Consider the following 24,794-nt stretch of genomic DNA (forward strand, 5'->3'; position numbering starts at 1 on the left):
ATTTAATCTTCATCTTTTAATAAGGACAGTGCGAATTTAACCGCATCAACTAACCTATCAATATCAGAAAGTTGATTATATGGCATAAAAGAAGCGCGTAAACAGCCAGAGATGGTTAAAGCATCGATTAAGGGTTGTGCGCAGTGTTGCCCTGTGCGTAAAGCAATACCTTGTTCCGCGATTAATGCCGCTAAATCACTGTGATGAATACCCTCAAAATTAAAAGCGAGTACCGGTGAATGAGGCGCGCGGTAACTGATAAAACCCTCCAGTTGCTCAAGACGCGCCTGTGCTTTATCTGCTAGAGTTAAGGCGTATTGATTGGCTTGCGCCATATCTTGCGTTTGTAACCAATCTAATGTTGCTGAAAAAGCAATTACAGCAGCTATGTTAGGGGTGCCTGCTTCAAAGCGATGAGGAATAGCCGCGGGTACAAAACCGTTAAAGCTTGCCGTGGTTAACATTTTTCCGCCCCCTTGCCACGCAGACATCACTTCTAAAAGTTCGCGCTTTCCATAACATACGCCAAGGCCATTGGGGCCATATAATTTATGGGCAGAGAAAGCATAAAAATCGATATCAAGGGCGCTGATATCCGTTGCATGATGAGCTATGCCTTGTGCACCATCAACCACGAGTAAACAGTCATCATATTGATGTACACATTGAGAAACTTTATCTAAGGCGATTTGTGCACCGGTGATATTCGACATTTGGCTTATTGCCACTACTCTTGTCCTTGCCGTAAGTAATGTCGCCAGTGTGGCGATTGAAGGTAAAAAGTTATCTTCAATCGGCCAACGAATAATTTTTGCCCCAGTCTGCTCTGCTAACATTAACCAAGGAATAAAATTGGCGTGATGCTCTTGTTCACTAACGATAATTTCATCACCAGTTTGTAATCGTGGGCGGAAATAGCCTTGAGCAATAAGATTAAGTGAGCCTGTGGTGCCTTGCGTCCAAATAATAGTATCGCTATCTGCGACGTTAAGTAATTGAGCGACTTGCTGACGTGCTTGCTCAAAGTGTTGTGTCATCTTTTTAGCTTGTTGATATTGGCTACGGTGAACCGTTGCTAAGCTATGGCGATAAAATTCATCTGAAGCTTCAATCATAGCTACAGGTTTTAACGCGGTAGCCGCACTATCAAGATAAACAATATTTTCCTCAATAGCAGGAAATTGTTGGCGAAAAACAGTAGGGGAAAATGGTTTCATAATGAGCTTGTGTTAGTCAGTCTAGAAAACGCCGTTATAGTAAGTAAAAATCTAACCGCGAGATTATACGGTTAATAATATTTATTTATAATGAAATTGCTAATTTGTTTACTGTGAATTGCGATAGATTTTTATGGTAACACGATAAAGGTGAGCTTGTTTATAGCATCGAAAATGGAATAGATGTTTATCTACTCAGCGCTGTTATTGCCTATGGGGAAAAGATGTTACACTTTTTTAGCATAATAATAGCTAAGTAGGTGCGCATTTAGCATAAAAATAGGATGTGCAGTCCGTCAGCGTTACGAAGTTAGAGTAAAATTATATATAAAAAAAGCACCGCCTTGGCGGTGCATTATAAAATCACTATGGACAGACAGGGTAAATGTACAGGAAGTGAAAAAAAACAGTAGCATCAGCTACAAAGTCTGGAATTTCCAGACAACTTGCAAACACAACATCACAACCACAAAGCCAAAAGTTTTGCAGTATTGCTACTACACAACTTTTCGTTCCGGCTTAGGAAGTGCGAGTACTATAGGTATTTACTGGCTAATCATCAAGGGACAAATTATAATGCTTCGCATAAAAAAAACTAATAACTAACGTTAGGGTTTACCAACAGCCAAAATAGGGGTTTCACAACAGAATATGTCTAAACGTTTACCTCCACTAAATGCCCTTAGAGTTTTTGATTCGGCAGCACGTCATTTAAGTTTTACTAAAGCGGCTGAAGAATTATTCGTGACTCAAGCAGCGGTTAGCCATCAAATTAAAACATTAGAAGAATTTCTTGGACTAAAATTATTTAGAAGACGCAATCGTTCTTTGTTACTGACCGAAGAAGGTCAAAGTTATTATCTTGATATCAAAGAAATTTTTTCTTCAATTAATGAAGCGACAAGAAAATTACTTGCACGAAGCGCAAAAGGGGCTTTAACAGTGAGCTTATCGCCGAGTTTTGCTATTCAGTGGTTAGTACCGAGGTTATCAGGGTTTAATCAGGCTTATCCGGGGATTGATGTCCGTATTCAGGCGGTTGATCGCGAAGAAGATAAGCTTGCTGATGATGTGGATGTGGCTATTTTTTATGGCCGCGGGAACTGGACTGGATTGCGTACTGATCGTCTTTACGCTGAATATTTAATTCCGGTTTGTGCTCCTTCTTTGCTGACAGGTGAAAAACCACTAAAAACCCCGTCCGATCTGATTTATCATACACTGTTACATGATACATCGCGTCGTGATTGGCAAGCTTATGTTCGTCAATTGGAGATCCAAAACCAGATTAATGTGCAACAAGGGCCTATCTTTAGCCATAGCTCTATGGTGATACAGGCTGCAGTACACGGACAAGGTGTTGCATTAGTTAATAATGTTATGGCTCGTAGTGAAATTGAATCAGGTCGATTAGTTAGGCCTTTTCAAGATGTGCTTGTCAGTAAAAATGCCTTTTATTTAGTTTGCCAAGACAGTCAGGCTGAATTAGGAAAAATTGCTGCTTTCCGTCAATGGATTTTATCTCAAGCGGCAAATGAACAGGAAAAATTAGGATTACTGGCAACTTCTTAATATTTGTTTAGGTAAATTAGCTCCTAACAGGAAGGAATAAACAGTGAATAGTCGTACATTGCTTATGTTTTCCGCAATCAGTGGTTTTTTTTATGTGGCTTTTGGGGCATTCGCTACCCATAAATTAGCCCCTCATTTATCGCCACAGCATTGGGAATATATTCAGTTAGCTATGCGTTATCAAATCGTACATACTTTACTACTTGTAGGGTTAGCGGCGATATTAATGCGCAAAACCATTTTATGGCTTTATTGGGCAGGTATTTTCTTTGGTTTAGGCATTTTACTTTTCAGTGGTAGCCTTTATTGTATGGCGCTAACACAGGTTAGGTTATTATCTTATTTTACGCCAATTGGTGGATTTAGTTTTCTTATTGGTTGGATTTTAATTTTTATTGGCGCTTTGCGTCTAAGGACACCGGCATCTCGCCATGAATAAAGTAGCATTATATTGTCGCCCTGGTTTTGAAAAAGAGTGCGCGGCGGAGATAACGGATAAAGCAGGACAAATAGGTGTTTATGGCTTTTCTCGTGTGAAAGAGGGAAGTGGCTACGTCATTTTTGAATGCTATCAAGAAGGTGATGCAGATAAAATTGCTCGTGATGTGGATTTTAGAGGACTTATCTTCGCACGCCAATTATTTGTTTGTGGTGAATTATTAAAGAACTTACCACCAGAAGATCGTATTACTCCCATTATTGACCAGCTAAAAGGTAGTACAGAAAAAGCAGGTGAATTACGTGTTGAAGTCGCTGATACCAATGAAAGCAAAGAGTTATTAAAATTTTGCCGCAAATTCACTGTTCCTTTGCGTAATCAATTACGTAAAGAAAAGATTTTATTAAAAGTTGAAAATTATAGCCGTCCGGTGATCCATGTCTTTTTTATTGCTCCGGGATGTTGTTACGTGGGCTATTCCTATAGCTTTAATAACTCGCCATTCTATATGGGGATCCCCCGCTTAAAATTCCCAGCAGATGCACCAAGTCGTTCAACTTTAAAACTTGAAGAAGCGTTCCATGTTTTTATTCCTTATGAAGAGTGGGAAGAGCGCTTAGCCAGTGGGATGAGTGCGGTTGATCTTGGGGCGTGTCCCGGAGGATGGACTTACCAATTAGTTAAACGTAGCATGATGGTGCATGCCGTTGATAATGGTCCTATGGCTCCTTCTTTAATGGAAACAGGACAAGTGCGCCACCATCAAGCTGATGGCTTTAAGTTTGAGCCGACGTCAAAGAATATTACTTGGCTGGTGTGTGATATGGTTGAGAAGCCTGCCAAAGTGGCTGCATTAATGACAACGTGGATAGTTAATGAATGGTGTCGTGAAGCAATATTCAACTTAAAATTACCGATGAAAAAGCGTTATGAAGAAGTTGCGCATATCCTTGATAAAATTAGAGCTGAATTAGCTGAGAAAGGCATTAATGCTAAAATTCAGGCTAAGCATTTGTATCATGACAGAGAAGAGATCACGGTACATATCCAAAATATCTGGGCTGCTTATCGTCCTGATCGCGAGTTTTAACTTCACAGCGTTAAGTTCATCTTTTGATGAATAAATTATCAACAGGCTAATTCTCGATTACAGAGCGTTAGCCTTTTTATTGATTAAACTATTTTAAACGTAACTGTTGTAAATTACCGTTTAGCTTAATATCAGTGCGAAGTGTGGTGATTTGGCGGCTAATAAAAGCAACTTCTTTATTATCACTCAATTTGGTTTGCCATTTTTTTGGCACTTCATCAATGTGTTGATACAGTGACTCTAAATTAGGATAAAGTTGCAAAAGTTCTGTTGCACTTTTAGGACCAATACCGGGGACACCGGAAACTTTACTGCTACTAACGCCTGTTAATCCCCAATAATCAGTTAATTGTGTCGGTTTAACACCAAACTCTTGATTAATAAATTCAAGATCGAGCCAGCGTTTTTGGAAATAGTCACGAATACGTATGGCAGGGGAAAGTAATTGGCAATAACCTTTATCTGTTGAAATAATGGTCACATTATGTCCGGCTTGAGCGACTTTTGTTGCCAAAGTTGCGGCCACATCATCCGCTTCATCGCCTCCTGAATGCCAGCTTTTTATACCTAAGTTAAGTAGCATTGCTTTAATTTCTGGAAGCTGTTGGTGCAGATCAGCCGGCATCGGCGAGCGGCCTGCTTTATATTCCGGCAATAACTGATGGCGCCAGCTATTTTCCCTATCATCTTCATCAAAAACAGCAACCGCGTGAGTAGGCTGTGTGTGATTAAGCAATTGATTCACGCTATGTTCACACACTGTCAGGCATGAAGAACCTGATGCCGCATGAATACGGCGGATCAGGTTTAATGCATCAATGATCAGCAAATGTACCATAATTAATTAGCTGATGATCTCGTAACAAGGTTGATAGGCACTACCACCAGGTAGCTTCATACGATGTTGTTCGACAAACCCCGCCAATAAAATATCCATACGGCGCATAATATCGCTTTCACCGTGAATTTTATAAGGGCCATGAGCTTCTATCGCCTTCATTCCCACTTCTTTTACGTTACCTGCGACAATACCGGAAAATGCACGGCGTAAATCAGCCGCCAGTTTTTCAGGAGATTGATGCGTGCTTAAATTAAGTGATGCCATATTTTCATGAGTTGGCTCGAAAGGATGTTGTAAGTCCGCATTAATTTTTATTGACCAATTAAAGCTGTAAGCATCCCCTGTGCTACGACGGTTATCTTTTACCAATGGCATGTATTTCTTCATAATACGAGCCACTTCAGCCGCATCATCGACGATGATTTGATAATGACGTCGTGCATCTTCACCTAAGGTATTAACAATAAAATCATCGAGTACTCGGAAATAGTCTGCACTCTCTTTAGGACCCGTTAAAATCAGTGGCAGTACTTGTTCTTGGTTTTCTGGTGACATCAGAATACCAAGTAGATAGAGTAGCTCTTCTGCGGTTCCTACGCCCCCTGGGAAAATAATAATGCCGTGGGCAATACGAACAAAAGCTTCCAGACGTTTTTCAATATCTGGCATAATGATAAGTTCATTAACTAGAGGATTTGGTGGCTCTGCGGCGATGATTGATGGCTCTGTAACACCAATAAAACGGCTATTTCTATAACGTTGTTGAGCGTGCCCCACTGCAGCGCCTTTCATGGGAGCTTCCATAGCCCCAGGTCCACACCCAGTACAGATATTCAGTTCGCGTAACCCTAATTCATTACCGACTTTTCTACCGTAAAGATACTCTGTTTCATTGATGGAGTGTCCGCCCCAGCAAACGATCATATTTGGATCTTCATCGATATGCAGCGCTCTTGCATTACGTAAGATAGAGAAAATGGTGTTTGTTATATGGGCGCTGTTTTCAAGGTTTAAATGTAGGTCGCGTTTTGCCGTGGTTATTTGCCCATGCACAAACAAAATATCGCGCAGTACAGCAAATAGGTTTGCTTGTAGAGAGCGAATAATTTTTCCATCAACAAAGGCATCTTCTGGGGGATTAACTAGCTCTAATTTTACACCACGTTCGCGACGCAGTACGTTAATATCAAAATCTTGGTATTTAGATAACAGTTCTTTACTACTATCAGTAAGGCTACCAGAGTTGAGAACTGCAAGTGAACAGTTACGAAACAGTTGATAAAGATCACTGCTGGCTGTTCTTTTAAGCATATCAACTTCTAGCTGTGAAAGCAGATCCATGGAACCTAATGGGCTGACATGAGTTATCACGTAGGACTCCTTTTTCTCCCGAAATAACAAACTGAAGTGCAACTGATCTCTGTATAACATAGATCATATTAACATACAGGCATTATTCACGTTATTGTCTGGCTAAGCGACCAGTTTCTGGAACAAACTCACAATTACTACGCCAAGGATTAATATCTAATCCTCCACGGCGAGTGTATCTTGCATAAACCGTTAATGTGTCTGGTGAACAAAATGTCATAATATCGTGGAATATTCGCTCAACACACTGCTCGTGAAATTCATTATGCTGTCTAAAGGATACAAGATAGCGTAGTAGTTTTTCACGATCGATTTTTTTGCCTTTATATTGGATCATCACAGATCCCCAATCAGGTTGGTGCGTGATCAGGCAATTTGATTTTAGCAGATGACTAACAAGCGTCTCCTCAACCAGTGTATCTGTTGTTGATCCGTTTAACCATTGGCTATCGAATTGGTAATTATCAATTTCAATAGGTTGGTTATCAATGCACTCTCCTACAAAATCGACAATAGGCTGTGAGGTAAAATGGGAAAGTGGGTAAAGCGTTAGATGCACCCTGCCTTTAGCACAAGCAGTTAAATCTTTGAGTAATGTTTCTTCAACAATGTGCCAATTTTCAAAACGAGTTTGATTAAAGCTATTGAGATAGAGCTTAAAGCTTTTTGATTCGATGAGATTTTCTGTCGTTGCATCTAATTCTACATGGCCAATAGCCACTTGAGGTAAGCCTTGGCTGTTGAGCCAAGATAGCTCATACATTGTCCAGATATCACCACCATGAAAAGGTAGATTGTCAGCAGTTAAAGAGAGTGAATCTCGATTTAAGCGACGAGGTACACCTTGTAATAGACTCGCATCATAGTGTGTGTGGTATTGTGTTTCTTTGCCTAATGATAGTGCTTCGAGAGCCTTATCTCCCTGATATAAAGACATAATCGATATCCTAATGTCATCAAAAAATGGAAAGAGCCGTGATTATACTAGCGAAATATCAAGAGTATATGAACGCTTTATTATTGGCGCTCAAAATTACCGGTATTATCAGGTAACATAAGGGATATATTTCTCTTTTTTATGCCTACAGACGATGATAACGATGAATGATATTTCCACTGAATTAAAACAGCTTACGCAAAATTATGTTGATTTATGGCAACAAGAGTCAGGGTTTCCTCCTGCCAGCCATGAGCTTTATGGTGTTCCTTCTCCTTGTATTTCTCGTACCGGAGATAATGTGGTTTATTGGTTACCACAGCCTTTTAAGGGTCGAGATAAATTAGAAAAAGTTGAAAAAGCGATGGGAATTATTATTCGCCCTGAATTACATGACTATTTTACTACGCAATATGCTGGTGATATGCAAGTCCGTTTTGATTCGCTCAACTTTACTCTGCTTCAAATTTGGAGTGAAGAGGATTTTATTCGCCTACAAGAGAACATGATCGGACATCTTGTGACACAAAAACGATTGAAGCTTACCCCGACTTTGTTTATCGGTACAACAGCGTCTGAAAACGATATTATTTCTGTATGTAATCTTTCAGGTGAAGTAATACTAGAAACTTTTGGTCAAAAGAAAAGGGAAGTGCTTGCAGATAATTTATCACTATTTTTAACAAAATTAACCCCTGTTTTTGATAAGTAAGGTAATCATTTAGCTATTTTTTCTGTGAGATATATCTTACAAAAAGAGCGTCTTTAGCTTACTAAATGCAAATATTGCGTAATGCTTTTTTTGTTTGTTAAATAATTTCAATGGATTAATAATACATTGTTTTTCGTGATGATTTTTCTTTATTGATTACCTTTGTTTTGTGGGTTGTTTCACTAACCAATTATTGGCATTCTACCTCCGCCAACTAAGGGATTATTTGGTAACCGTGATAAAGAAAGTAATCAAGGATGTAGGAAATAGGATATTTCCATTAATACAGGATATAGACTTTCATCATCATGGATGACAGATGACAATAAAACGGTTCTGCTAGGATGCAGGTATTATATTAGATAATCATATCTTCTTGTCTAAAGGGGCTACGGCCCCTTTATTTTCTATTTGTTTTTCACTCTTTCAGCCCCAATGTTATGCTTATTCTGATTTTATGTAAGGAATAAACAATGACCTCAGAACAACACATTTTAGCAAGACTGTTATTAATTGAAGAAGAGATGAAAAACATAGGGTTATGGCAATTGGATGCGCCTAATGATGAGGCTTTTGCAAGCTCAGAGCCTTTTTGTATTGATACAATGGAGGCGCATGAATGGTTGCAATGGGTTCTGATCCCTCGTTTATCTTCTCTTATTAACAGTGGTATGGCATTGCCGACGGCTTTTGCTATCGCACCTTATTATGAAGAAGCATTTAAGGACGATGAGACGCGTGATTATGTGGATTTACTCAATCACCTTCGTGAACTTGATGCGTTATTTAAGCAATAAGGTCAATGATGCTAGATATTATTTATCAAGATGAATATCTTGTGGCGGTGAATAAACCGGCGGGCTGGCTTGTTCACCGCAGTTGGCTTGATAGGCATGAAACCGTGTTTGTGATGCAAACATTAAGAGATCAAATTGGTCAGCATGTTTTTCCTGTTCATCGTTTAGATAGACCCACATCCGGAGTGCTATTAATGGCGCTCTCTTCCGAGGTTGCAAGAACACTTTCAGTCTGTTTTGAACAACATCAAATGGAGAAAGTGTATCATGCAGTTGTGCGTGGCTATGTTGAAGAGCCAATGATAATTGATAGTCCACTTGTTGAAGAGCATGACAAAATCGCTGACAAATTTGCCTCTCAACCTCCTAAAATTCAACACTGTATTACGCATTGTGTGCCACTTGCAAAAGTGGAAAAAGAAGTGGCGATAGGGCGCTATCCAACATCGCGTTTTAGCTTATTGGAATTACGTCCTGAAACGGGGCGTAAACATCAATTGCGCCGTCATATGTCTCATATTCGTCACCCTATTATTGGGGATACAGCCCATGGCGATTTACGACAAAATCGTGGGGTCGTAAATCATTTTCAATCACATCGTTTGATGTTACACGCAAGTCAGCTAAACTTAATTCATCCGATCACTCAACAGCCACTTAACTTAACAGCGAAGTGGGATCTGCCATGGCAACATCTGATTAATCAGTTTGGCTGGCGTGGTCTAAAGCCCGAATTAGAGCAATTCGGTGAGGATTTAGCTCACCATTTTGTACTTTCTGATATTTGAATATTGCTTACCTCTCGTGACTATCAAGACTTATTTACTTAAGTTTTGGTAGTTTGCGCAATATTTATTCCTCAATAACTGGTTGTAATATAAAAAGTTACTTTTATTGATAAAAGATATGAACTGAAACGTGACAGCTATCATATATTCAATAATGGATTTATTTTATGATGTAAAATAAATAGAGCTTATTATTAGATAAGTTAATTGAATAAACCTACCTTAACTTTAAACAAATAAAAAACTTATAACACATACAACCCATATTCGGGAGTCTGCTTGATGTTTAAAAACCTATTTGTTGTTTTACAAAAAATTGGAAAATCCTTAATGTTACCGGTATCTGTGCTACCTATTGCCGGTATCTTACTAGGGGTTGGGTCTGCGGGACTATCATGGATCCCTGTCTCTGTTTCTCAAGTGATGGCAGAAGCGGGGGGATCGGTTTTCTCTAATATGCCACTGATTTTTGCTATTGGTGTGGCGTTAGGTTTTACCAATAATGATGGTGTCTCAGCTCTTGCGTCCGTCGTTGCCTATGGCATCATGTCAAAAACCATGCTGGTGGTGGCACCTTGGGTCTTAGGATTATCTCCTGATAGTGTTGAAATACAACGTTTAACTGATACGGGGGTACTCGGTGGGATCATTGCCGGTATTATTGCCGCATCAATGTTTAACCGCTTTTATCGTATTAAACTTCCTGAGTATTTAGGCTTCTTTGCAGGTAAACGTTTTGTACCTATTATTTCTGGTCTGATTGCGATTTTTGTCGGTATTCTTTTATCCTTTATTTGGCCTCCTATTGGTACTGCTATTCAACGTTTTTCTGAGTGGGCAGCGTATCAAAATCCAGCCGTTGCATTTGGTATTTATGGTGTTGTTGAGCGTGCGTTAGTGCCATTTGGTCTGCATCATATCTGGAATGTACCATTCCAAATGCAAGTGGGTGAGTATGTAAATAGCGCAGGACAAGTGTTCCACGGTGATATTCCACGTTATATGGCAGGTGATCCAACTGCGGGGATGTTATCAGGTGGCTTCCTATTTAAAATGTTTGGTCTACCCGCGGCGGCCATTGCTATTTGGCATACAGCACGTCCTGAAAACCGTGTAAAAGTTGGCGGGATCATGATTTCTGCGGCATTGACTGCCTTTTTAACAGGGATCACAGAGCCAATTGAATTCTCATTTATGTTCGTAGCACCTATTCTTTATGTTATTCATGCCATTCTTGCCGGTTTAGCATTTGTTATTTGTATCTTGTTAGGTATGCGTGACGGTACAAGTTTTTCTCATGGCTTAATCGACTTTATCGTATTGAGTGGCAATAGCAGTAAACTGTATCTATTCCCAATTATTGGCATACTTTATGCGATAACTTATTACTCTATTTTCCGTTTCTTAATCGTGAAACTCAACCTGAAAACCCCAGGGCGAGAAGTAGAAGATAAAAACGCGAAACAAGCGGATAAAAGTGCGATGGGACAATCTTTAGTCGCTGCTTTCGGTGGTAAAGATAATATCAGTAGCTTAGATGCTTGTATTACACGCTTGCGTATTGGTGTAAAAGAGATTGATAAGGTCGATCGTGATGAGCTGAAAAGACTGGGAGCGGCTGGTGTTGTGGTGGTTGGATCCGGTATTCAAGCAATTTTTGGCCCTAAGTCTGATAATTTAAAAACTGAAATGGATGAATATATTCGGTCTATAGGTACAACTGAAAAATAAATTATTTTTGACTAAATTAGAAAACACTCTTATGCATCAGCTAAGAGTGTTTTTTTATTGAAATAATATAGGTGTTAATTATGTAATTATTTTAGAACATAAACAGAGTTTAAGAGATTAAATGACAATGAAATTATTTGGAAAAGATGATGAATATAAAACTTTTGTGCTCTCTATAGGGAATAAAAAAAACATCTCTTTGGGAGAATATGATATTTCTTTAGGAAGAAAAGATTTATCTTTACTTATAAGTAATAGTAATAGAGACTTTATGATTGTTAATAAAGATAAAGAAGTTTTATTTCTTAAATTTACATTAGAGTTGAAATGTGCTCTGGAAAAATACATATTTGGAAAAAATAAAAAAAAAGATAGGCTGAAGAAATTAAAAGATATTCTTGAAAAAGAAAGATTAACTGATAAAATAAAAATACTTGATAATAAGGTAATTGTATCAGAAATAAAAGATGCTAATGATATAAATGTATTATTTTCCTCTTTGCTAAAGAATAAAGATGATTCTAGTACACTTTTTAATAAAATATTTAGTAATAAAAATACTATAATTAATAGTTTTATCTCTAAAAAAGAAAAAAAGATTTCTGATGACATAGAAAAGATAGCAAATAAAATTATGCGTAACCCAGAATTTACATTATATAATAATAAATCTCTTAAATATCAACATATAACTACTATTTCGAATAAAATTTTTAAGGAACCAGAGAATACTGATATAACAAACGATGATTCTCATAATAAAAATAATCTTGATAAAATAAAAAAAGAAGACTCCTCCAAAAAAAACAAAAAATCAAAAAAAACAGCCTTGATGGAACAACTTGATAAAGATAAAAAGAAAATGAATGAGTTGTTAGCTGTTTCTAGCCAAGGGTTATTAAAAACTGTAGAGTATATAGATAATCTATCTAATTTAATTGGTTCTAAAACTGATAATGGCATTTGTAATTCCGACCTCATTGACCAATTCAAAATGTCTATTGAAACTTTGGTAAAAAAATGTAATGTCTTTAATAAAGATAGTCAGTTTTTACCTGAAAAAGATATTGAGATAGAGTTAAGTGAAATAAAAATAACAATTGAAGAACTTAATGAAATTATAAAAAAGATGGAGGGTTTTAAATCTAATCAGTTATATTGTTTTTATAAAGAAGCAGATGAATCTAATTTTACTACAGTTAACGAGATTAATGTTAATTTTAAAAAGGTTTTTTTTAATAATATAAAAGATATGTTTTCTCAATTATCTTCTTATAATAAATCATTAAAGGAAAATAAAGGTTTTTTCCTTAAACTATATAAATTATTATTTAAAAACAAATACCTAAGAAAAAAAGAGATAAATGATAATGCTGTTAAAAAATTAGAAATATTGGATAGGGATTTATTCTTTTTGCTTGAATCTAAAGATTTTAAAAATAATTATGTACCTGATTGGGCTTGCAAATTAGTAGCTAAAATAATAAATGAATCAATGCCTAGAAACGATATTTTTTGGCGATTCTCTAAAGAGCGCACAGAATGGAATAAAATTTATAAATCATTTATTGTAGATAGATCATTTATTGTAGAGAGAAAGAGAGAAGAAATATAGAGCATAAATTATATATCAATAATATAGTATGTGATTTACTATGATTATAGATAAATGAAATAGGGGACATTATGGCTAAAATCGGCATTTTTGTTGGTACTGTTTATGGCAATGCATTGGCGGTTGCTGAAGAAGCGCAGCGCATTTTGCTTGAGCATAAACATCAAGCTAATATCTATGAAGAGGGTACACTTGCCGATTGGCAAAAATATTCAACAGTACTGGTGATAAGCTCTACAACCGGCCAAGGCGATTTACCCGATACAATAGCACCTTTATTTTATGAGCTACGAGATAATGTCGGTTATCAACCTAATTTACATTATGGCCTAATTGCGTTAGGTGATAGCAGTTACGATAATTTTTGTGGTGCAGGTATGCAATTTGAAGCGTTATTACAAGAGCATCAAGCAAAGCGTATTGGTGAAATATTAAAAATAGACAGTATGGATATTGCCGAGCCAGAAGTATTTGCTATAAATTGGCTGGAAAACTGGGCTACATTATTGAATTAAATTAATCGGTTACTTGAGCAATAAATTGATGGATCATGGCTATCTTATTAAAGAGCACCGCTTACTATTAAGTTGTGAATAGTTATAAGCGGTGTTTCTTATAAAATTGAGACAATTAATTAACGACGAGTCAATTTTTCTAAATCGGCTTCAATTTCAGCAATTTTATTGGCAACAACGTGCTCAAGGTGACGTAAATCATCGAGGATTTTATGTTTCAAATCCACTTCCACTTGATCTTGCTGGCAAATTTGATCTAATTCTTCAATCACATAACGTAAGTTAGTGTTGATTTCATTGACTTCTTTAAAACCTTGTCCTGATTGAGTATCAGAAATTGTTTTACGTTGGCGTGGATATTTAAATTTTACACTTTTTGCAAAGAATTCACCTTTATCTTTGCGAAAATAAATTTTTAAAATATCGTTGTTAGCTTCTTGACGTAGGGTATAGCGATCAATATCTTCAGGATGTTGGATCCCTAAATTTTTTAAATTATCGTACATATATTGGCACCAGATAGAAAGATGAATGAGATACAGCGAACAGAATTCATTCTATCCGCTGTTATTATATTAGTCGATAGTTCTTAACAATTCATTAATACCCACTTTTCCACGTGTTTTAGCATCGACTTTTTTTACAATCACAGCACAGTACAAACTGTAACGACCATCTTTTGAAGGTAGATTACCAGAAACCACCACTGAACCAGCAGGAACACGACCGTAATGGATTTCGCCAGTTTCTCTGTCATAAATTTTGGTACTTTGTCCAATATAAACACCCATTGAAATGACAGAGCCTTCTTCAACAATCACACCTTCAACAATTTCAGAACGTGCTCCAATAAAGCAGTTATCTTCAATAATGGTTGGGTTAGCTTGTAAAGGTTCTAATACGCCACCGATCCCAACGCCACCGGATAAATGGACATTTTTACCAATTTGCGCACATGAACCAACGGTTGCCCATGTATCCACCATACTTCCTTCATCAACATAAGCACCAATATTGACATAAGAAGGCATTAGAACCGTATTACGAGCAATATAGGCCCCTTGTCTGACGGCAGCAGGTGGCACAACACGAAATCCCTCTTTTTCAAAACGAGCTTGATCGTAATTTGCAAATTTCATTGGCACTTTATCAAAATAACGGCTTTCGCTACCGTCGATCACTTGATTGTGACTGATACGAAAAGAGAGTAGAACCGCTTTTTTTAGCCATTGATGAGTAACCCACTGACCATTAATTTTCTCAGCAACTCGCAATTTTCCACTGTCTAGTTGAGCGATAACGTTATTAATCGCATCGCGTACCTGTGGTTCAACATTATCTGGTGTGATTTCAGCGCGTTGTTCAAAGGCGTTATCAATAATAGATTGTAATGCTTGCATCTATAGTATTTCCTATATGTATTGTCGTGAGTTTCTATATTTTATCCTTTGAAACGAGGGCTTTTGTCAACCTTTCTACGACTTCATCCTTCATTTTTTGGTTTAACGCATTATTTTCGTTATCTGTTAATACAAAAAAATCCTCAACACGCTCACCAATAGTGGTGATCCTGGCGCCATGTAACGAAAGAGAAAGATCGGCAAAAACCTTACCTATAATAGCTAATAAGCCTGGACGATCGCGTGCAAATAACTCCATATAAGTACGTTTATTATGGTTAGAGGCGATAAAGTTAATTTTAGTGGGTACCTCAAAATGGCGTAATTTAGCTGGTAAAGCACGGGTTTTGGCATTGGCGTTATAAGGGGCTGATACAACGCGAATAAGCGCTTGGCGTATAGCATGATAGCGATCAATCGCCAGTGGTTTACCATTAGGCTCTAAAACGATAAAGGTATCCATTGCCATATTGTCGCGATTAGTAAAAATTTGTGCGTTGTGAATATTTAAATTACGTCTATCTAGCTCACCTGCAACAGAAGCAAATAGAGAAGGTCGGTCAGCACACCAAATAAATACCTCTGTACCACCATGCTCGGTTTGTTGGCTAATCAATACCATAGGCTCAGCACTATTGTGCTCAATAAGTGCCTGAGCATGCCAAGCAATTTGCTCTGGAGTATGACGTAAAAAATAGTCCGCATGACAACGAGCCCAAATCGCTTGCAGTTTTTCTTCATCGACCTGTTGCTGTTGTAAAATAGTTAGTGCTTGCTGACGGTGATCGCGGATACGTTCCCGTAAATCTGGAATAGAGTGCATCCCTTGGCGTAATTGATTGGCCGTAGCGAGAAATAGTTCACGCAGTAAGCTTTGTTTCCAACTATTCCATAAGCTACTGTTTGTTGCACAAATATCAGCAACAGTGAGACAGAGTAAATAGCGTAAACGGCTCTCATTTTTGACTTCAGAGGCAAATTGGAAGATAACATCGGGATCTTGAATATCACGTCTTTGTGCCGTTACAGACATAAGTAAGTGATGACTTACAAGCCATTCAACTAAAGCGATTTCTCGTTGATTTAGTCCATGTTGTTGAGCAAAGCTAATAACATCCTGTGCACCTAATAAAGAGTGATCACCATGTCGTCCTTTAGCAATATCGTGAAATAGAGCAGCAAGTCTTAATAACTCAATTTGAGGTAGTTTCGGGTAGATATCGACACAAAGAGGATGTCGGTTTCGATTTGCATCATCAGCGAAACTTTCAAGTTTTTGTAATACACGGATAGTATGCTCATCAACTGTATAAGCATGGAATAGATCAAACTGCATTTGACCGACAATATTGTTCCATTGTGGGAAATAAGCACTTAATACACTATGTTTATGCATTGGGACAAATGCCCCCGAAACCGCCCTAGGATGACGTAAGATTTGCATAAATACTTGTCTAGCTAGTGGGTACTCACATAAAGGTTGTACTAAATGACGACGGGCATAACGCAAATGGCGTAGTGTGGTCGAATAAATTCCGGTTATCTCTGCATGCTCTGCCATACGTAAAAATAACCGCATAATGGCAATAGGATCATTAAGAAAACATTCATCGTCTATAACATCAATTAATGTACCTCTTAATTGAAATTCTTTGTCAAGAGGGCGAGGTTTAACATTGGGTTGTAATGCGAGGATTGCTTCATCAAAGAGTTGCAGTAGCATATCGTTTAGCTCACTCACACGGCGAGTAACGCGATAGTAATCCTTCATCATTTTTTCGACAGGTTGGTTACCTTCACCTTGATAATTTAAAAGTTGGGCAACGCTTAATTGGCGATCAAACAGTAACCTATTGTCATAACGATTGAGGACTAAATGTAGCGCAAAACGGATCTTCCATAAGGTATATTGGCACTCGAGTAATTCTTGTCCTTCGGCAGGGGTTAAAAAGCCAAAGTTGACCATTTCAGATATTGATGTTGCGCCAAAATGGCGGTGAGCGACCCATATAAGGGTGTGAATATCACGAAGTCCCCCAGGACTACTTTTAATATCAGGCTCTAGATTATAACTGGTGCTATGAAAGCGTTGATGACGTTGTTCTTGCTCTTCAATTTTAGCTGCAAAGAAATCAGGCGATGGCCAAAAACCTTGGCTAAAAATATGTTTAATTAATTGTTGATAGAGTGCGTTATTACCACAAACAAGACGCGCTTCTAGTAAATTGGTGGCAATAGTTAAATCAGACAGTCCTTCTAAAAGGCACTCTTCCATCGTTCTTACGCTGACACCTATCTCTAAACGGATATCCCAAAGCAAGGTAATTAATTGACTCACTTTTTCGGCAAGTTGGGGAGGAAGAGGCTGTTGACTTAAAAATAGCAAGTCAATGTCAGAAAGAGGGTGTAATTCTTGGCGACCATACCCCCCCACGGCAATGATACAGAGATCAGGGTGATCCGCTAATTCAGTATAACGCCATAATTGAGTGAGTAGTTGGTCGATAAAGTGACTACGAGCTTGTAGTAACAAAGCAACATCAGTATCATGATGAAAAGCATCTGCTAACCATGACTGAAATTGTTCAATAGAGTGTTTTAGTAAAGTACTATCTAGCGTATTTTCAGTCAGCAACGAAGGGGACGGTGGTGCTGTTTGAAAGGTATTGGAGGTTATCATAGTTAATCATCTCACTCATATATGCTGATTATATTAAGAGTAATGTTAAAACGGTAACCTGACTAGCATTTCTATTTTCTTACCAAAGTTGAAAATAAAAAAAACGACATACCTCGAAAAAATATGTCGTTTTTACATTTTAGAAGAGTGCGATTTATTCGTTGACTAATACGGCAGAAATAAATGGCTCTTCTTCTTTACGCAGTGTCATGATTTCACAACCATTGTCGGTAACCACTAAAGTATGCTCATATTGAGCAGACCAACCGCGATCTTTGGTTTTTACTGTCCAACCATCTTTCATGGTACGAATACGGTAATCTCCAGTATTGACCATCGGCTCGATAGTAAATGCCATGCCTTTTTGTAATACAACACCACCGTCATCAGCATCATAGTGTAATACTTGAGGCTCTTCGTGGAAACCTTCGCCAATACCATGTCCACAATATTCGCGTACTACAGAAAAATCATGTCCTTCAACGAATTTTTGAATGGCTTTACCTAATTCACGTAAGCGAATACCTGGTTTTACCATTTTTATTGCAAGGTAGAGGCTTTCTTGGGTGATCCGACATAGACGCTCACCTTGAATAGTCGGTTTACCGACGATAAACATTTTTGACGTATCGCCATGAAAACCCTCTTTAATGACAGTAACATCAATATTAACAATATCGCCGTCTTTTAAGATTTTGTCTTCACTAGGAATACCATGGCAAATAACATCATTAACAGAAATACACACTGATTTAGGGAAGCCATGATAGTTTAAGCAAGCAGGGATAGCTTGCTGAACATCAACAATATGTTGATGACAAATACGATCTAATTCCGCTGTACTTACGCCGGGTTTTACATAGGGTGCGACAACTTCAAGGACTTCAGCCGCAAGACGACCCGCGACGCGCATTTTTTGAATATCTTCTTCAGTCTTGATTACAATAGCCATTTGAGTTCTTCATTAATAGATTTAAAAGCCACAATACAATCATTATTGCATGGTATTGCAGGTCTATGAATTATGATGGTGAGAAATAATTCTAATTACCATTTATGATATCAGCAGAAAGTGGGTGTGCCAATCAAAGAGGATAGGAGTAATCTGTTTGATATCGCCAATAATCAGGCACATTACGCCTTATATTGTTTGTTGTCTTTACATATTGCGCTTTTTTATTCGCTGTTGTTAACCGATATATTGGCAGTGAAACCGTAACTAATAGTGGTTTCTTGAGGTTATTTATGGTATAAAGCGCGCCGGAGTTCTGTTATTGGCTATGACTTCACCGCGTGAGGTTTAAGAAATAGCAGTAAATCTGAAAACATTCAATTGTGTTAATGACACACACAAATCGACACATACGCCGGGGTGCTCTTATGTAAAGGTTTAATCTTTACAGCTGATGAGTCGGTCGTATGGGATTTGTGGAGGAAATAACCCCAAATTTAAACTTATAGAGGTCTAAAATGGCAACTGTTTCAATGCGCGATATGCTGCAAGCCGGTGTTCACTTCGGTCACCAAACTCGTTACTGGAATCCAAAAATGAAACCATTCATCTTTGGTGCGCGTAACAAAGTTCATATCATTAACTTGGAAAAAACTGTTCCAATGTTCAATGAAGCTCTGGTTGAACTGAACAAAATTGCTTCTCGTAAAGGCAAAATCCTGTTTGTTGGTACTAAGCGCTCTGCCGTTGAAGCTGTTAAAGAAGCAGCAGAAAGCTGTGACCAGTTTTATGTAAACCACCGCTGGTTAGGCGGTATGCTGACTAACTGGAAAACTGTTCGTCAGTCAATCAAACGTCTGAAAGATTTAGAATCTCAATCTCAGGACGGTACTTTTGACAAACTGACCAAGAAAGAAGCGTTAATGCGTTCTCGTGAACTTGGTAAGTTAGAAAACAGCCTGGGTGGTATCAAAGACATGGGCGGTTTACCTGACGCTCTGTTTGTTATCGATGCTGAGCACGAACACATTGCTATCAAAGAAGCAAACAACCTGGGTATCCCAGTATTTGCTATCGTTGATACTAACTCTGATCCAGATGGTATCGACTACATTATCCCTGGTAATGATGATGCAATCCGTGCGGTTAAATTATATCTGACCGCTGCAGCAACAGCTGTTCGTGAAGGTCGTTCTCAAGATCTGGCTGTTCAGGCTGAAGAAGGCTTAGTCGAAGCTGAATAATAAGGCATGCTCGTAAGAGCCCTTATTTAACCAGGTATTGCTATATATTGGTTAGGGGGCCTCAATAGGCCCCCTTTACACATCTGCTATGAGAACATCTATGGCTCGCCCATAGAAAAGTCGAGGAAGAAACAAATGTCTGGAATTACCGCTGCATTGGTAAAAGAACTGCGTGAACGTACTGGCGCAGGCATGATGGAATGTAAAAAAGCGCTGGTTGAAGCTAACGGTGATATCGAATTAGCTATCGACAACATGCGTAAATCAGGTCAAGCAAAAGCGGCTAAAAAAGCAGGTCGCGTTGCTGCTGAAGGTATCATCCTTGCAGAAGTTGCTGCTGATGGTAAATTCGGTGCGCTGGTTGAACTGAACTGTGAAACAGACTTCGTTGCTAAAGATGCTGGCTTCATCGCATTCGGTAAAGATGTTATGGCTGCAGTATTAGCAGACAAAACTGACGATATCGAAGCACTGAAAGCGAAATTCGAAGATGCTCGTACTGCATTAGTTGCAAAAATTGGTGAAAACATCAACATTCGCCGCGTTGCTATTTTAGAAGGCGAAGAGTTAGGTACTTACCTGCACGGTGCTCGCATCGGTGTTTTAGTTGCAGCTAAAGGCGCTAACGAAGAACTGATCAAACACATTGCTATGCACGTTGCTGCAAGCAAACCAGAATATGTTCGCCCTGAAGATGTGCCTGCTGATGTTGTTGAGCATGAGCACCAAATCCAGATGGACATCGCAATGCAATCAGGTAAACCACGCGAAATCGCAGAAAAAATGGTTACTGGTCGTATGAACAAATTCACCGGTGAGATCTCTCTGACTGGTCAGCATTTCGTTATGGATCCAAGCAAAACTGTTGGCGATCTGCTGAAAGAAAACAATGCTGAAATCATTAACTTCGTTCGTTTCGAAGTTGGTGAAGGTATTGAGAAAGTTGAAGCTGATTTCGCAGCAGAAGTTGCGGCAATGAGCAAATAATAACGCTTTGCGTTAATGGAACCGCCTTAAGGCGGTTCTGTTTTGTTACAATCTCCACTGACAGTTTGCTTTTCTTTGAAAAGAGTAAGGCTATCTAAAACCTCCAATTAACTAATCTGCTTAGGACAGAACACCATGGCAACCAATGCAAAACCCGTATATCAGCGAATCTTATTAAAGCTGAGTGGCGAAGCCCTGCAAGGCGCAGAAGGTTTTGGTATCGATGCGAGCGTACTTGATCGCATGGCTCAGGAAATTAAAGAACTCGTTGAATTGGGCATACAAGTCGGTGTCGTAATTGGCGGTGGTAACTTGTTCCGTGGCGCTGGTCTAGCAGCTGCAGGTATGAACCGTGTTGTGGGTGACCACATGGGAATGCTCGCCACAGTGATGAATGGCTTAGCAATGCGTGATGCATTGCATCGTGCTTATGTCAATGCACGATTAATGTCAGCATTTCCACTTAATGGTGTTTGTGATAACTACAGTTGGGCTGAGGCTATTAGCTTATTACGCCATGGCCGAGTTGTTATCTTCTCGGCAGGTACAGGCAACCCATTCTTTACGACTGACTCAGCTGCGTGTTTACGTGGTATTGAAATTGAAGCTGACGTTGTATTGAAAGCGACAAAAGTTGACGGTGTATTTTCAGCCGATCCAACCAAAGATCCTGATGCGGTATTATATGAAAAGCTGACTTATCAGGATGTATTAGAACGTGAATTGAAAGTCATGGATCTTGCTGCATTCACATTAGCCCGAGATCATAATTTACCTATCCGCGTATTCAATATGAATAAACCGGGTGCATTACGTCGGGTTGTAATGGGTGAAAGTGAAGGAACTTTGATTTCTCACGCTTAATACACAGAGACAATGGTATAATTTGGCGTTAACATCTTAAAGTACGCCAATTCATTTATGTCGATATCATAATTTGATATCGTCTGGAAGATAACCAGTTCCCAAGGGTTTATAACGTGATTAATGAAATCAAAAAAGATGCTCAAGAACGCATGGACAAAAGCGTTGAAGCACTAAAAAGCCAAATTAATAAAGTTCGTACTGGCCGTGCGTCTCCAAACCTATTAGATGGTATTGTTGTAGAATACTACGGCGCACCAACTCCATTAAATCAAGTTGCTAACGTTGTGGCAGAAGATGGCCGCACATTGGCAATTACGGTGTTCGATCGTACTTTAGCACCTGCTGTTGAAAAAGCGATTATGGCATCAGATTTAGGCTTAAATCCTTCATCTGCAGGCGCGATCATCCGTGTTCCACTGCCTCCGTTAACTGAAGAACGTCGTAAAGACTTAATCAAAGTTGTGCGTGGAGATGCAGAACAAGGCCGTGTCTCTATTCGTAATATCCGTCGTGATGCTAATGATAAAATCAAAGCATTACTGAAAGATAAAGAAATTAGTGAAGATGATGAACGCCGTTCACAAGATGAAATTCAGAAATTAACTGATATGTTCATTAAAAAAATTGATGAAGCATTAACGCTGAAAGAAGCTGAGTTAATGGAATTCTAATTTTTATTCTTTTTCTGATAATGCCACTGAAATGTGGCATTATTTTTGAGCATTTACTGGAAAATAAATGCCTAATATCTTCTTTTTATCACATTATTTATTAAAGTTATCATCTTTCCCCTCATTTATCTCGTCATGCTGATATAATTCCTTTTAATGAAAATGTTATTGATATACTGATTGATTAATAATGAAACAAATAACTATATTAGGCTCAACAGGGTCTATCGGAACAAGTACGTTATCCGTCATTGAAAATAACCCTGATGAGTTTCAGGTGCTTGCTTTAGTGGCTGGAAAAAATGCAACTAAAATGGCGCAGCAATGTCGCGCTTTTCAGCCTAAATATGCGGTGATGTCAGATGAAAAAAGTGCCGGTGAGCTGAAACAATTATTAGCCAATACATCGTGTAAAACGGAAATATTATCAGGCTCTGATGCTGTTAATGAAATTGCTGCATTGGATGAAGCCGATCAAGTGATGTCTGCTATTACAGGGGTGGCGGGGCTTAAGCCTACACTGGCTGCGATAGAAAAAGGGAAAAGAATTTTATTAGCCAATAAAGAATCCCTGATCACGAGTGGTCGTTTATTCTTTGATGCGGTGGCTAAATATGGTGCGAAGGTTTTACCTATTGATAGTGAACATAATGCTATCTACCAAAGTTTACCTACAGGTATTCAAGACAATTTAGGCCATGCATCTTTAGAAGCCCATGGCATCACCAGTATTTTACTCACAGGCTCCGGTGGGCCGTTTCGCTATACGCCTTTAGATGAGCTAGATGCAATGACTCCAGACCAAGCTTGCGCACATCCAAACTGGTCAATGGGGCGTAAAATTTCGGTTGATTCAGCCACTATGATGAATAAAGGCTTGGAATATATCGAAGCTCGTTATTTTTTTAATGCCTCGGAAGCAGAGATGGAAGTCATTATTCATCCCCAATCGGTGATCCATTCAATGGTTCGCTATCGTGATGGTAGCATTATCGCACAAATTGGTGAGCCAGATATGAGAACGCCCATCGCTTATTCCATGGCATATCCTCACCGCACCGAATCGGGCGCGAAAGCATTAGATTTTTTTGAGATACAAGCCCTAGAATTTATCCGTCCAGACTATCAGCGCTATCCTTGTTTAGCACTTGCCATCGAAGCCTCGCAACGGGGACAAGCTTCAACAACGGTATTAAATGCCGCTAATGAGGTTGTTGTTGATGCTTTTTTAAACGAAAAAATAAAATTCACTGATATTGCTAAAATTAATCGCAAAGTGGTTGAACATTTTGACCTCTCTGAGCCTCAAAGTATCGACGATGTTTTAGAAATTGATAAATTAGCAAGGTTACAAACACAGCAGATTATCGCACAAATTGTATAATGATGATGATATTTACCAGAGTGTGTTTGTTCGTCTTTCTGGCTAATGGTATAGTTGCCAAATCACTAAAGACAATAATGAAAATTAACAGTTCATTACTAAAGCAACCGCTTTAGCAACTTTGAGGCTTTGCCAAAGGCCGTGGAGTCACACGGTTTTTTTGTGCGTAGGTTATCCGAAGAGGACTGTCTGTATCAGTATCAGATTAGCAAAGGGTTAAATTGAGTGAACTTATCCAGTGACGATTCATCCGCATCAAAACCAAAGCATGTTGCCATCATTATGGATGGCAACGGACGTTGGGCAAAAAAACAAGGGAAACTCCGAGTTACGGGCCATCGCGCGGGAATTAAAGCAGTTCGAGATGCGGTTAGCTTTTCCGTCAAACATAAAATTGAATCACTAACGTTATATGCATTTAGCAGCGAAAACTGGAATCGCCCTGAACAAGAGGTGAGTTCTTTGATGGAGTTGTTTGTTTTTGCATTAGATAATGAAGTGAAAAGCCTACACAAACACAATGTCAGATTAACAATTATCGGTGATATCAGCCGCTTTAGTCGTCGTTTACAAGATAGAATAAAAAACTCTGTTGCACTGACTGCAAATAATACCGGACTCAATTTAAATATTGCTGCCAATTACGGTGGACGATGGGATATTACACAAAGTGTACAACAATTAGCGAGTTCCCTCGCAAAAGGGGAGTTAGCTGTCGAAGATATTAATGAAAATGCGATATCCTCACACTTGTGTTTACACGATCAATCGCCTGTAGATCTTGTGATCCGTACAGGTGGAGAACATCGTATAAGTAATTTCCTTATCTGGCAAATTGCTTATGCTGAGTTATATTTTACACAGGTTTTATGGCCTGATTTTGATGAACAAGTTTTTCAGAATGCACTTGATGCTTTTGCTAAACGGGAAAGACGTTTCGGTGGTACAACATCGGAAACAGATACTGTAAATCTGGGAGGATAA

At 38.6% G+C, this 24,794-nt stretch carries 23 protein-coding genes; 15 read left to right on the top strand and 8 right to left on the bottom strand.

What is annotated here, in order from left to right; all coding sequences use genetic code 11:
- Window positions 1–2: 2 nt before the first annotated feature.
- Window positions 3–1,217: a cysteine desulfurase CsdA gene (csdA, locus tag AACV00_RS02965; protein WP_104731815.1), complete on the bottom strand. Its 1,215-nt coding sequence runs from the start codon at window positions 1,215–1,217 to the stop codon at window positions 3–5.
- 651 nt (window positions 1,218–1,868) lie between these two features.
- On the opposite strand from csdA, the gene AACV00_RS02970 reads away from it, so the two are divergent.
- Genes AACV00_RS02970 through rlmM form a run of 3 tightly spaced genes read left to right on the top strand, consistent with a single transcriptional unit; the run spans window position 1,869 to window position 4,318 of the window.
- Complete coding sequence (locus AACV00_RS02970; protein ID WP_004245498.1) at window positions 1,869–2,789, top strand: transcriptional regulator GcvA; 921 nt, start codon at window positions 1,869–1,871, stop codon at window positions 2,787–2,789.
- A gap of 43 nt (window positions 2,790–2,832) precedes the next feature.
- Window positions 2,833–3,228, top strand: coding sequence for a DUF423 domain-containing protein (locus AACV00_RS02975; RefSeq protein WP_004245496.1), 396 nt, complete (start codon window positions 2,833–2,835; stop codon window positions 3,226–3,228).
- Window positions 3,221–4,318, top strand: coding sequence for a 23S rRNA (cytidine(2498)-2'-O)-methyltransferase RlmM (rlmM, locus tag AACV00_RS02980; RefSeq protein ID WP_004245495.1), 1,098 nt, complete (start codon window positions 3,221–3,223; stop codon window positions 4,316–4,318). Before AACV00_RS02975 ends, rlmM begins: the two co-directional genes overlap by 8 nt.
- An 88-nt stretch (window positions 4,319–4,406) precedes the next feature.
- Here the strand turns inward: rlmM and xni are convergent, their stop codons facing one another.
- The 3 genes from xni to queF all read right to left on the bottom strand — a co-directional run bounded on the left by xni (window position 4,407) and on the right by queF (window position 7,467).
- On the bottom strand, window positions 4,407–5,156 hold the full coding sequence (xni, locus tag AACV00_RS02985) for a flap endonuclease Xni (protein ID WP_017628582.1): 750 nt from the start codon (window positions 5,154–5,156) through the stop codon (window positions 4,407–4,409).
- Between the two features lie 6 nt (window positions 5,157–5,162).
- Complete coding sequence (ppnN, locus tag AACV00_RS02990) at window positions 5,163–6,530, bottom strand: nucleotide 5'-monophosphate nucleosidase PpnN (RefSeq protein WP_004249505.1); 1,368 nt, start codon at window positions 6,528–6,530, stop codon at window positions 5,163–5,165.
- Window positions 6,531–6,621: 91 nt separating this feature from the next.
- Window positions 6,622–7,467 carry an NADPH-dependent 7-cyano-7-deazaguanine reductase QueF gene (gene queF, locus AACV00_RS02995; protein WP_004245492.1) on the bottom strand — a complete coding sequence of 282 codons (846 nt, stop codon included), beginning with the start codon at window positions 7,465–7,467 and terminating at the stop codon, window positions 6,622–6,624.
- Between the two features lie 163 nt (window positions 7,468–7,630).
- On the opposite strand from queF, the gene syd reads away from it, so the two are divergent.
- The 6 genes from syd (at window position 7,631) to AACV00_RS03025 (ending at window position 13,625) form a co-directional block, all read left to right on the top strand.
- Entirely contained in the window at window positions 7,631–8,179 is a 549-nt protein-coding gene (syd, locus tag AACV00_RS03000) for a SecY-interacting protein (protein WP_036970662.1), read from the top strand.
- A gap of 473 nt (window positions 8,180–8,652) precedes the next feature.
- Window positions 8,653–8,976 carry a YqcC family protein gene (locus tag AACV00_RS03005; protein WP_104459443.1) on the top strand — a complete coding sequence of 108 codons (324 nt, stop codon included), beginning with the start codon at window positions 8,653–8,655 and terminating at the stop codon, window positions 8,974–8,976.
- A gap of 8 nt (window positions 8,977–8,984) precedes the next feature.
- Window positions 8,985–9,764 (top strand): tRNA pseudouridine(65) synthase TruC, encoded by a 780-nt coding sequence (gene truC, locus AACV00_RS03010; RefSeq protein WP_004250244.1) that lies wholly within the window; start codon window positions 8,985–8,987, stop codon window positions 9,762–9,764.
- Window positions 9,765–10,046: 282 nt separating this feature from the next.
- A complete protein-coding gene (gene ptsG / locus AACV00_RS03015) occupies window positions 10,047–11,495 on the top strand; it encodes a PTS glucose transporter subunit IIBC (protein WP_004249509.1) in 1,449 nt (482 codons plus the stop codon).
- Window positions 11,496–11,616: 121 nt separating this feature from the next.
- Window positions 11,617–13,110, top strand: coding sequence for a hypothetical protein (locus tag AACV00_RS03020; protein WP_104731814.1), 1,494 nt, complete (start codon window positions 11,617–11,619; stop codon window positions 13,108–13,110).
- Window positions 13,111–13,181: 71 nt separating this feature from the next.
- Window positions 13,182–13,625 (top strand): flavodoxin, encoded by a 444-nt coding sequence (locus tag AACV00_RS03025; protein ID WP_004245484.1) that lies wholly within the window; start codon window positions 13,182–13,184, stop codon window positions 13,623–13,625.
- 119 nt (window positions 13,626–13,744) lie between these two features.
- Here the strand turns inward: AACV00_RS03025 and AACV00_RS03030 are convergent, their stop codons facing one another.
- The 4 genes from AACV00_RS03030 to map all read right to left on the bottom strand — a co-directional run bounded on the left by AACV00_RS03030 (window position 13,745) and on the right by map (window position 18,657).
- Window positions 13,745–14,131, bottom strand: a complete 387-nt coding sequence (locus AACV00_RS03030) for a DUF3461 family protein (RefSeq protein WP_004245482.1) — start codon at window positions 14,129–14,131, stop codon at window positions 13,745–13,747.
- A 69-nt stretch (window positions 14,132–14,200) separates the two neighbouring features.
- Complete coding sequence (dapD, locus tag AACV00_RS03035) at window positions 14,201–15,025, bottom strand: 2,3,4,5-tetrahydropyridine-2,6-dicarboxylate N-succinyltransferase (protein ID WP_004245480.1); 825 nt, start codon at window positions 15,023–15,025, stop codon at window positions 14,201–14,203.
- Between the two features lie 34 nt (window positions 15,026–15,059).
- Window positions 15,060–17,705: a bifunctional uridylyltransferase/uridylyl-removing protein GlnD gene (gene glnD / locus AACV00_RS03040; RefSeq protein WP_161680189.1), complete on the bottom strand. Its 2,646-nt coding sequence runs from the start codon at window positions 17,703–17,705 to the stop codon at window positions 15,060–15,062.
- Between the two features lie 154 nt (window positions 17,706–17,859).
- Entirely contained in the window at window positions 17,860–18,657 is a 798-nt protein-coding gene (map, locus tag AACV00_RS03045; RefSeq protein WP_004245478.1) for a type I methionyl aminopeptidase, read from the bottom strand.
- Window positions 18,658–19,175: 518 nt separating this feature from the next.
- Between map and rpsB the strand changes: the two genes are divergently transcribed.
- The 6 genes from rpsB to ispU all read left to right on the top strand — a co-directional run bounded on the left by rpsB (window position 19,176) and on the right by ispU (window position 24,794).
- Window positions 19,176–19,901: a 30S ribosomal protein S2 gene (gene rpsB / locus AACV00_RS03050; RefSeq protein WP_004245475.1), complete on the top strand. Its 726-nt coding sequence runs from the start codon at window positions 19,176–19,178 to the stop codon at window positions 19,899–19,901.
- A gap of 135 nt (window positions 19,902–20,036) precedes the next feature.
- The gene (gene tsf, locus AACV00_RS03055; RefSeq protein ID WP_004248719.1) at window positions 20,037–20,888 is read left to right on the top strand and encodes a translation elongation factor Ts; all 852 of its coding nucleotides are present in this window, start codon (window positions 20,037–20,039) and stop codon (window positions 20,886–20,888) included.
- A gap of 135 nt (window positions 20,889–21,023) precedes the next feature.
- Window positions 21,024–21,752 carry a UMP kinase gene (gene pyrH, locus AACV00_RS03060; RefSeq protein WP_004245471.1) on the top strand — a complete coding sequence of 243 codons (729 nt, stop codon included), beginning with the start codon at window positions 21,024–21,026 and terminating at the stop codon, window positions 21,750–21,752.
- A 116-nt stretch (window positions 21,753–21,868) separates the two neighbouring features.
- Complete coding sequence (frr, locus tag AACV00_RS03065) at window positions 21,869–22,426, top strand: ribosome recycling factor (RefSeq protein WP_004245470.1); 558 nt, start codon at window positions 21,869–21,871, stop codon at window positions 22,424–22,426.
- Between the two features lie 190 nt (window positions 22,427–22,616).
- Window positions 22,617–23,810, top strand: a complete 1,194-nt coding sequence (gene ispC / locus AACV00_RS03070; RefSeq protein ID WP_004250250.1) for a 1-deoxy-D-xylulose-5-phosphate reductoisomerase — start codon at window positions 22,617–22,619, stop codon at window positions 23,808–23,810.
- Window positions 23,811–24,092: 282 nt separating this feature from the next.
- Entirely contained in the window at window positions 24,093–24,794 is a 702-nt protein-coding gene (gene ispU, locus AACV00_RS03075) for a (2E,6E)-farnesyl-diphosphate-specific ditrans,polycis-undecaprenyl-diphosphate synthase (RefSeq protein WP_155195897.1), read from the top strand.

Origin of the sequence: Proteus sp. G3927 (genome assembly GCF_963894685.1) — a bacterium.
GTDB classification, from domain to species: Bacteria; Pseudomonadota; Gammaproteobacteria; order Enterobacterales; family Enterobacteriaceae; genus Proteus; species Proteus mirabilis.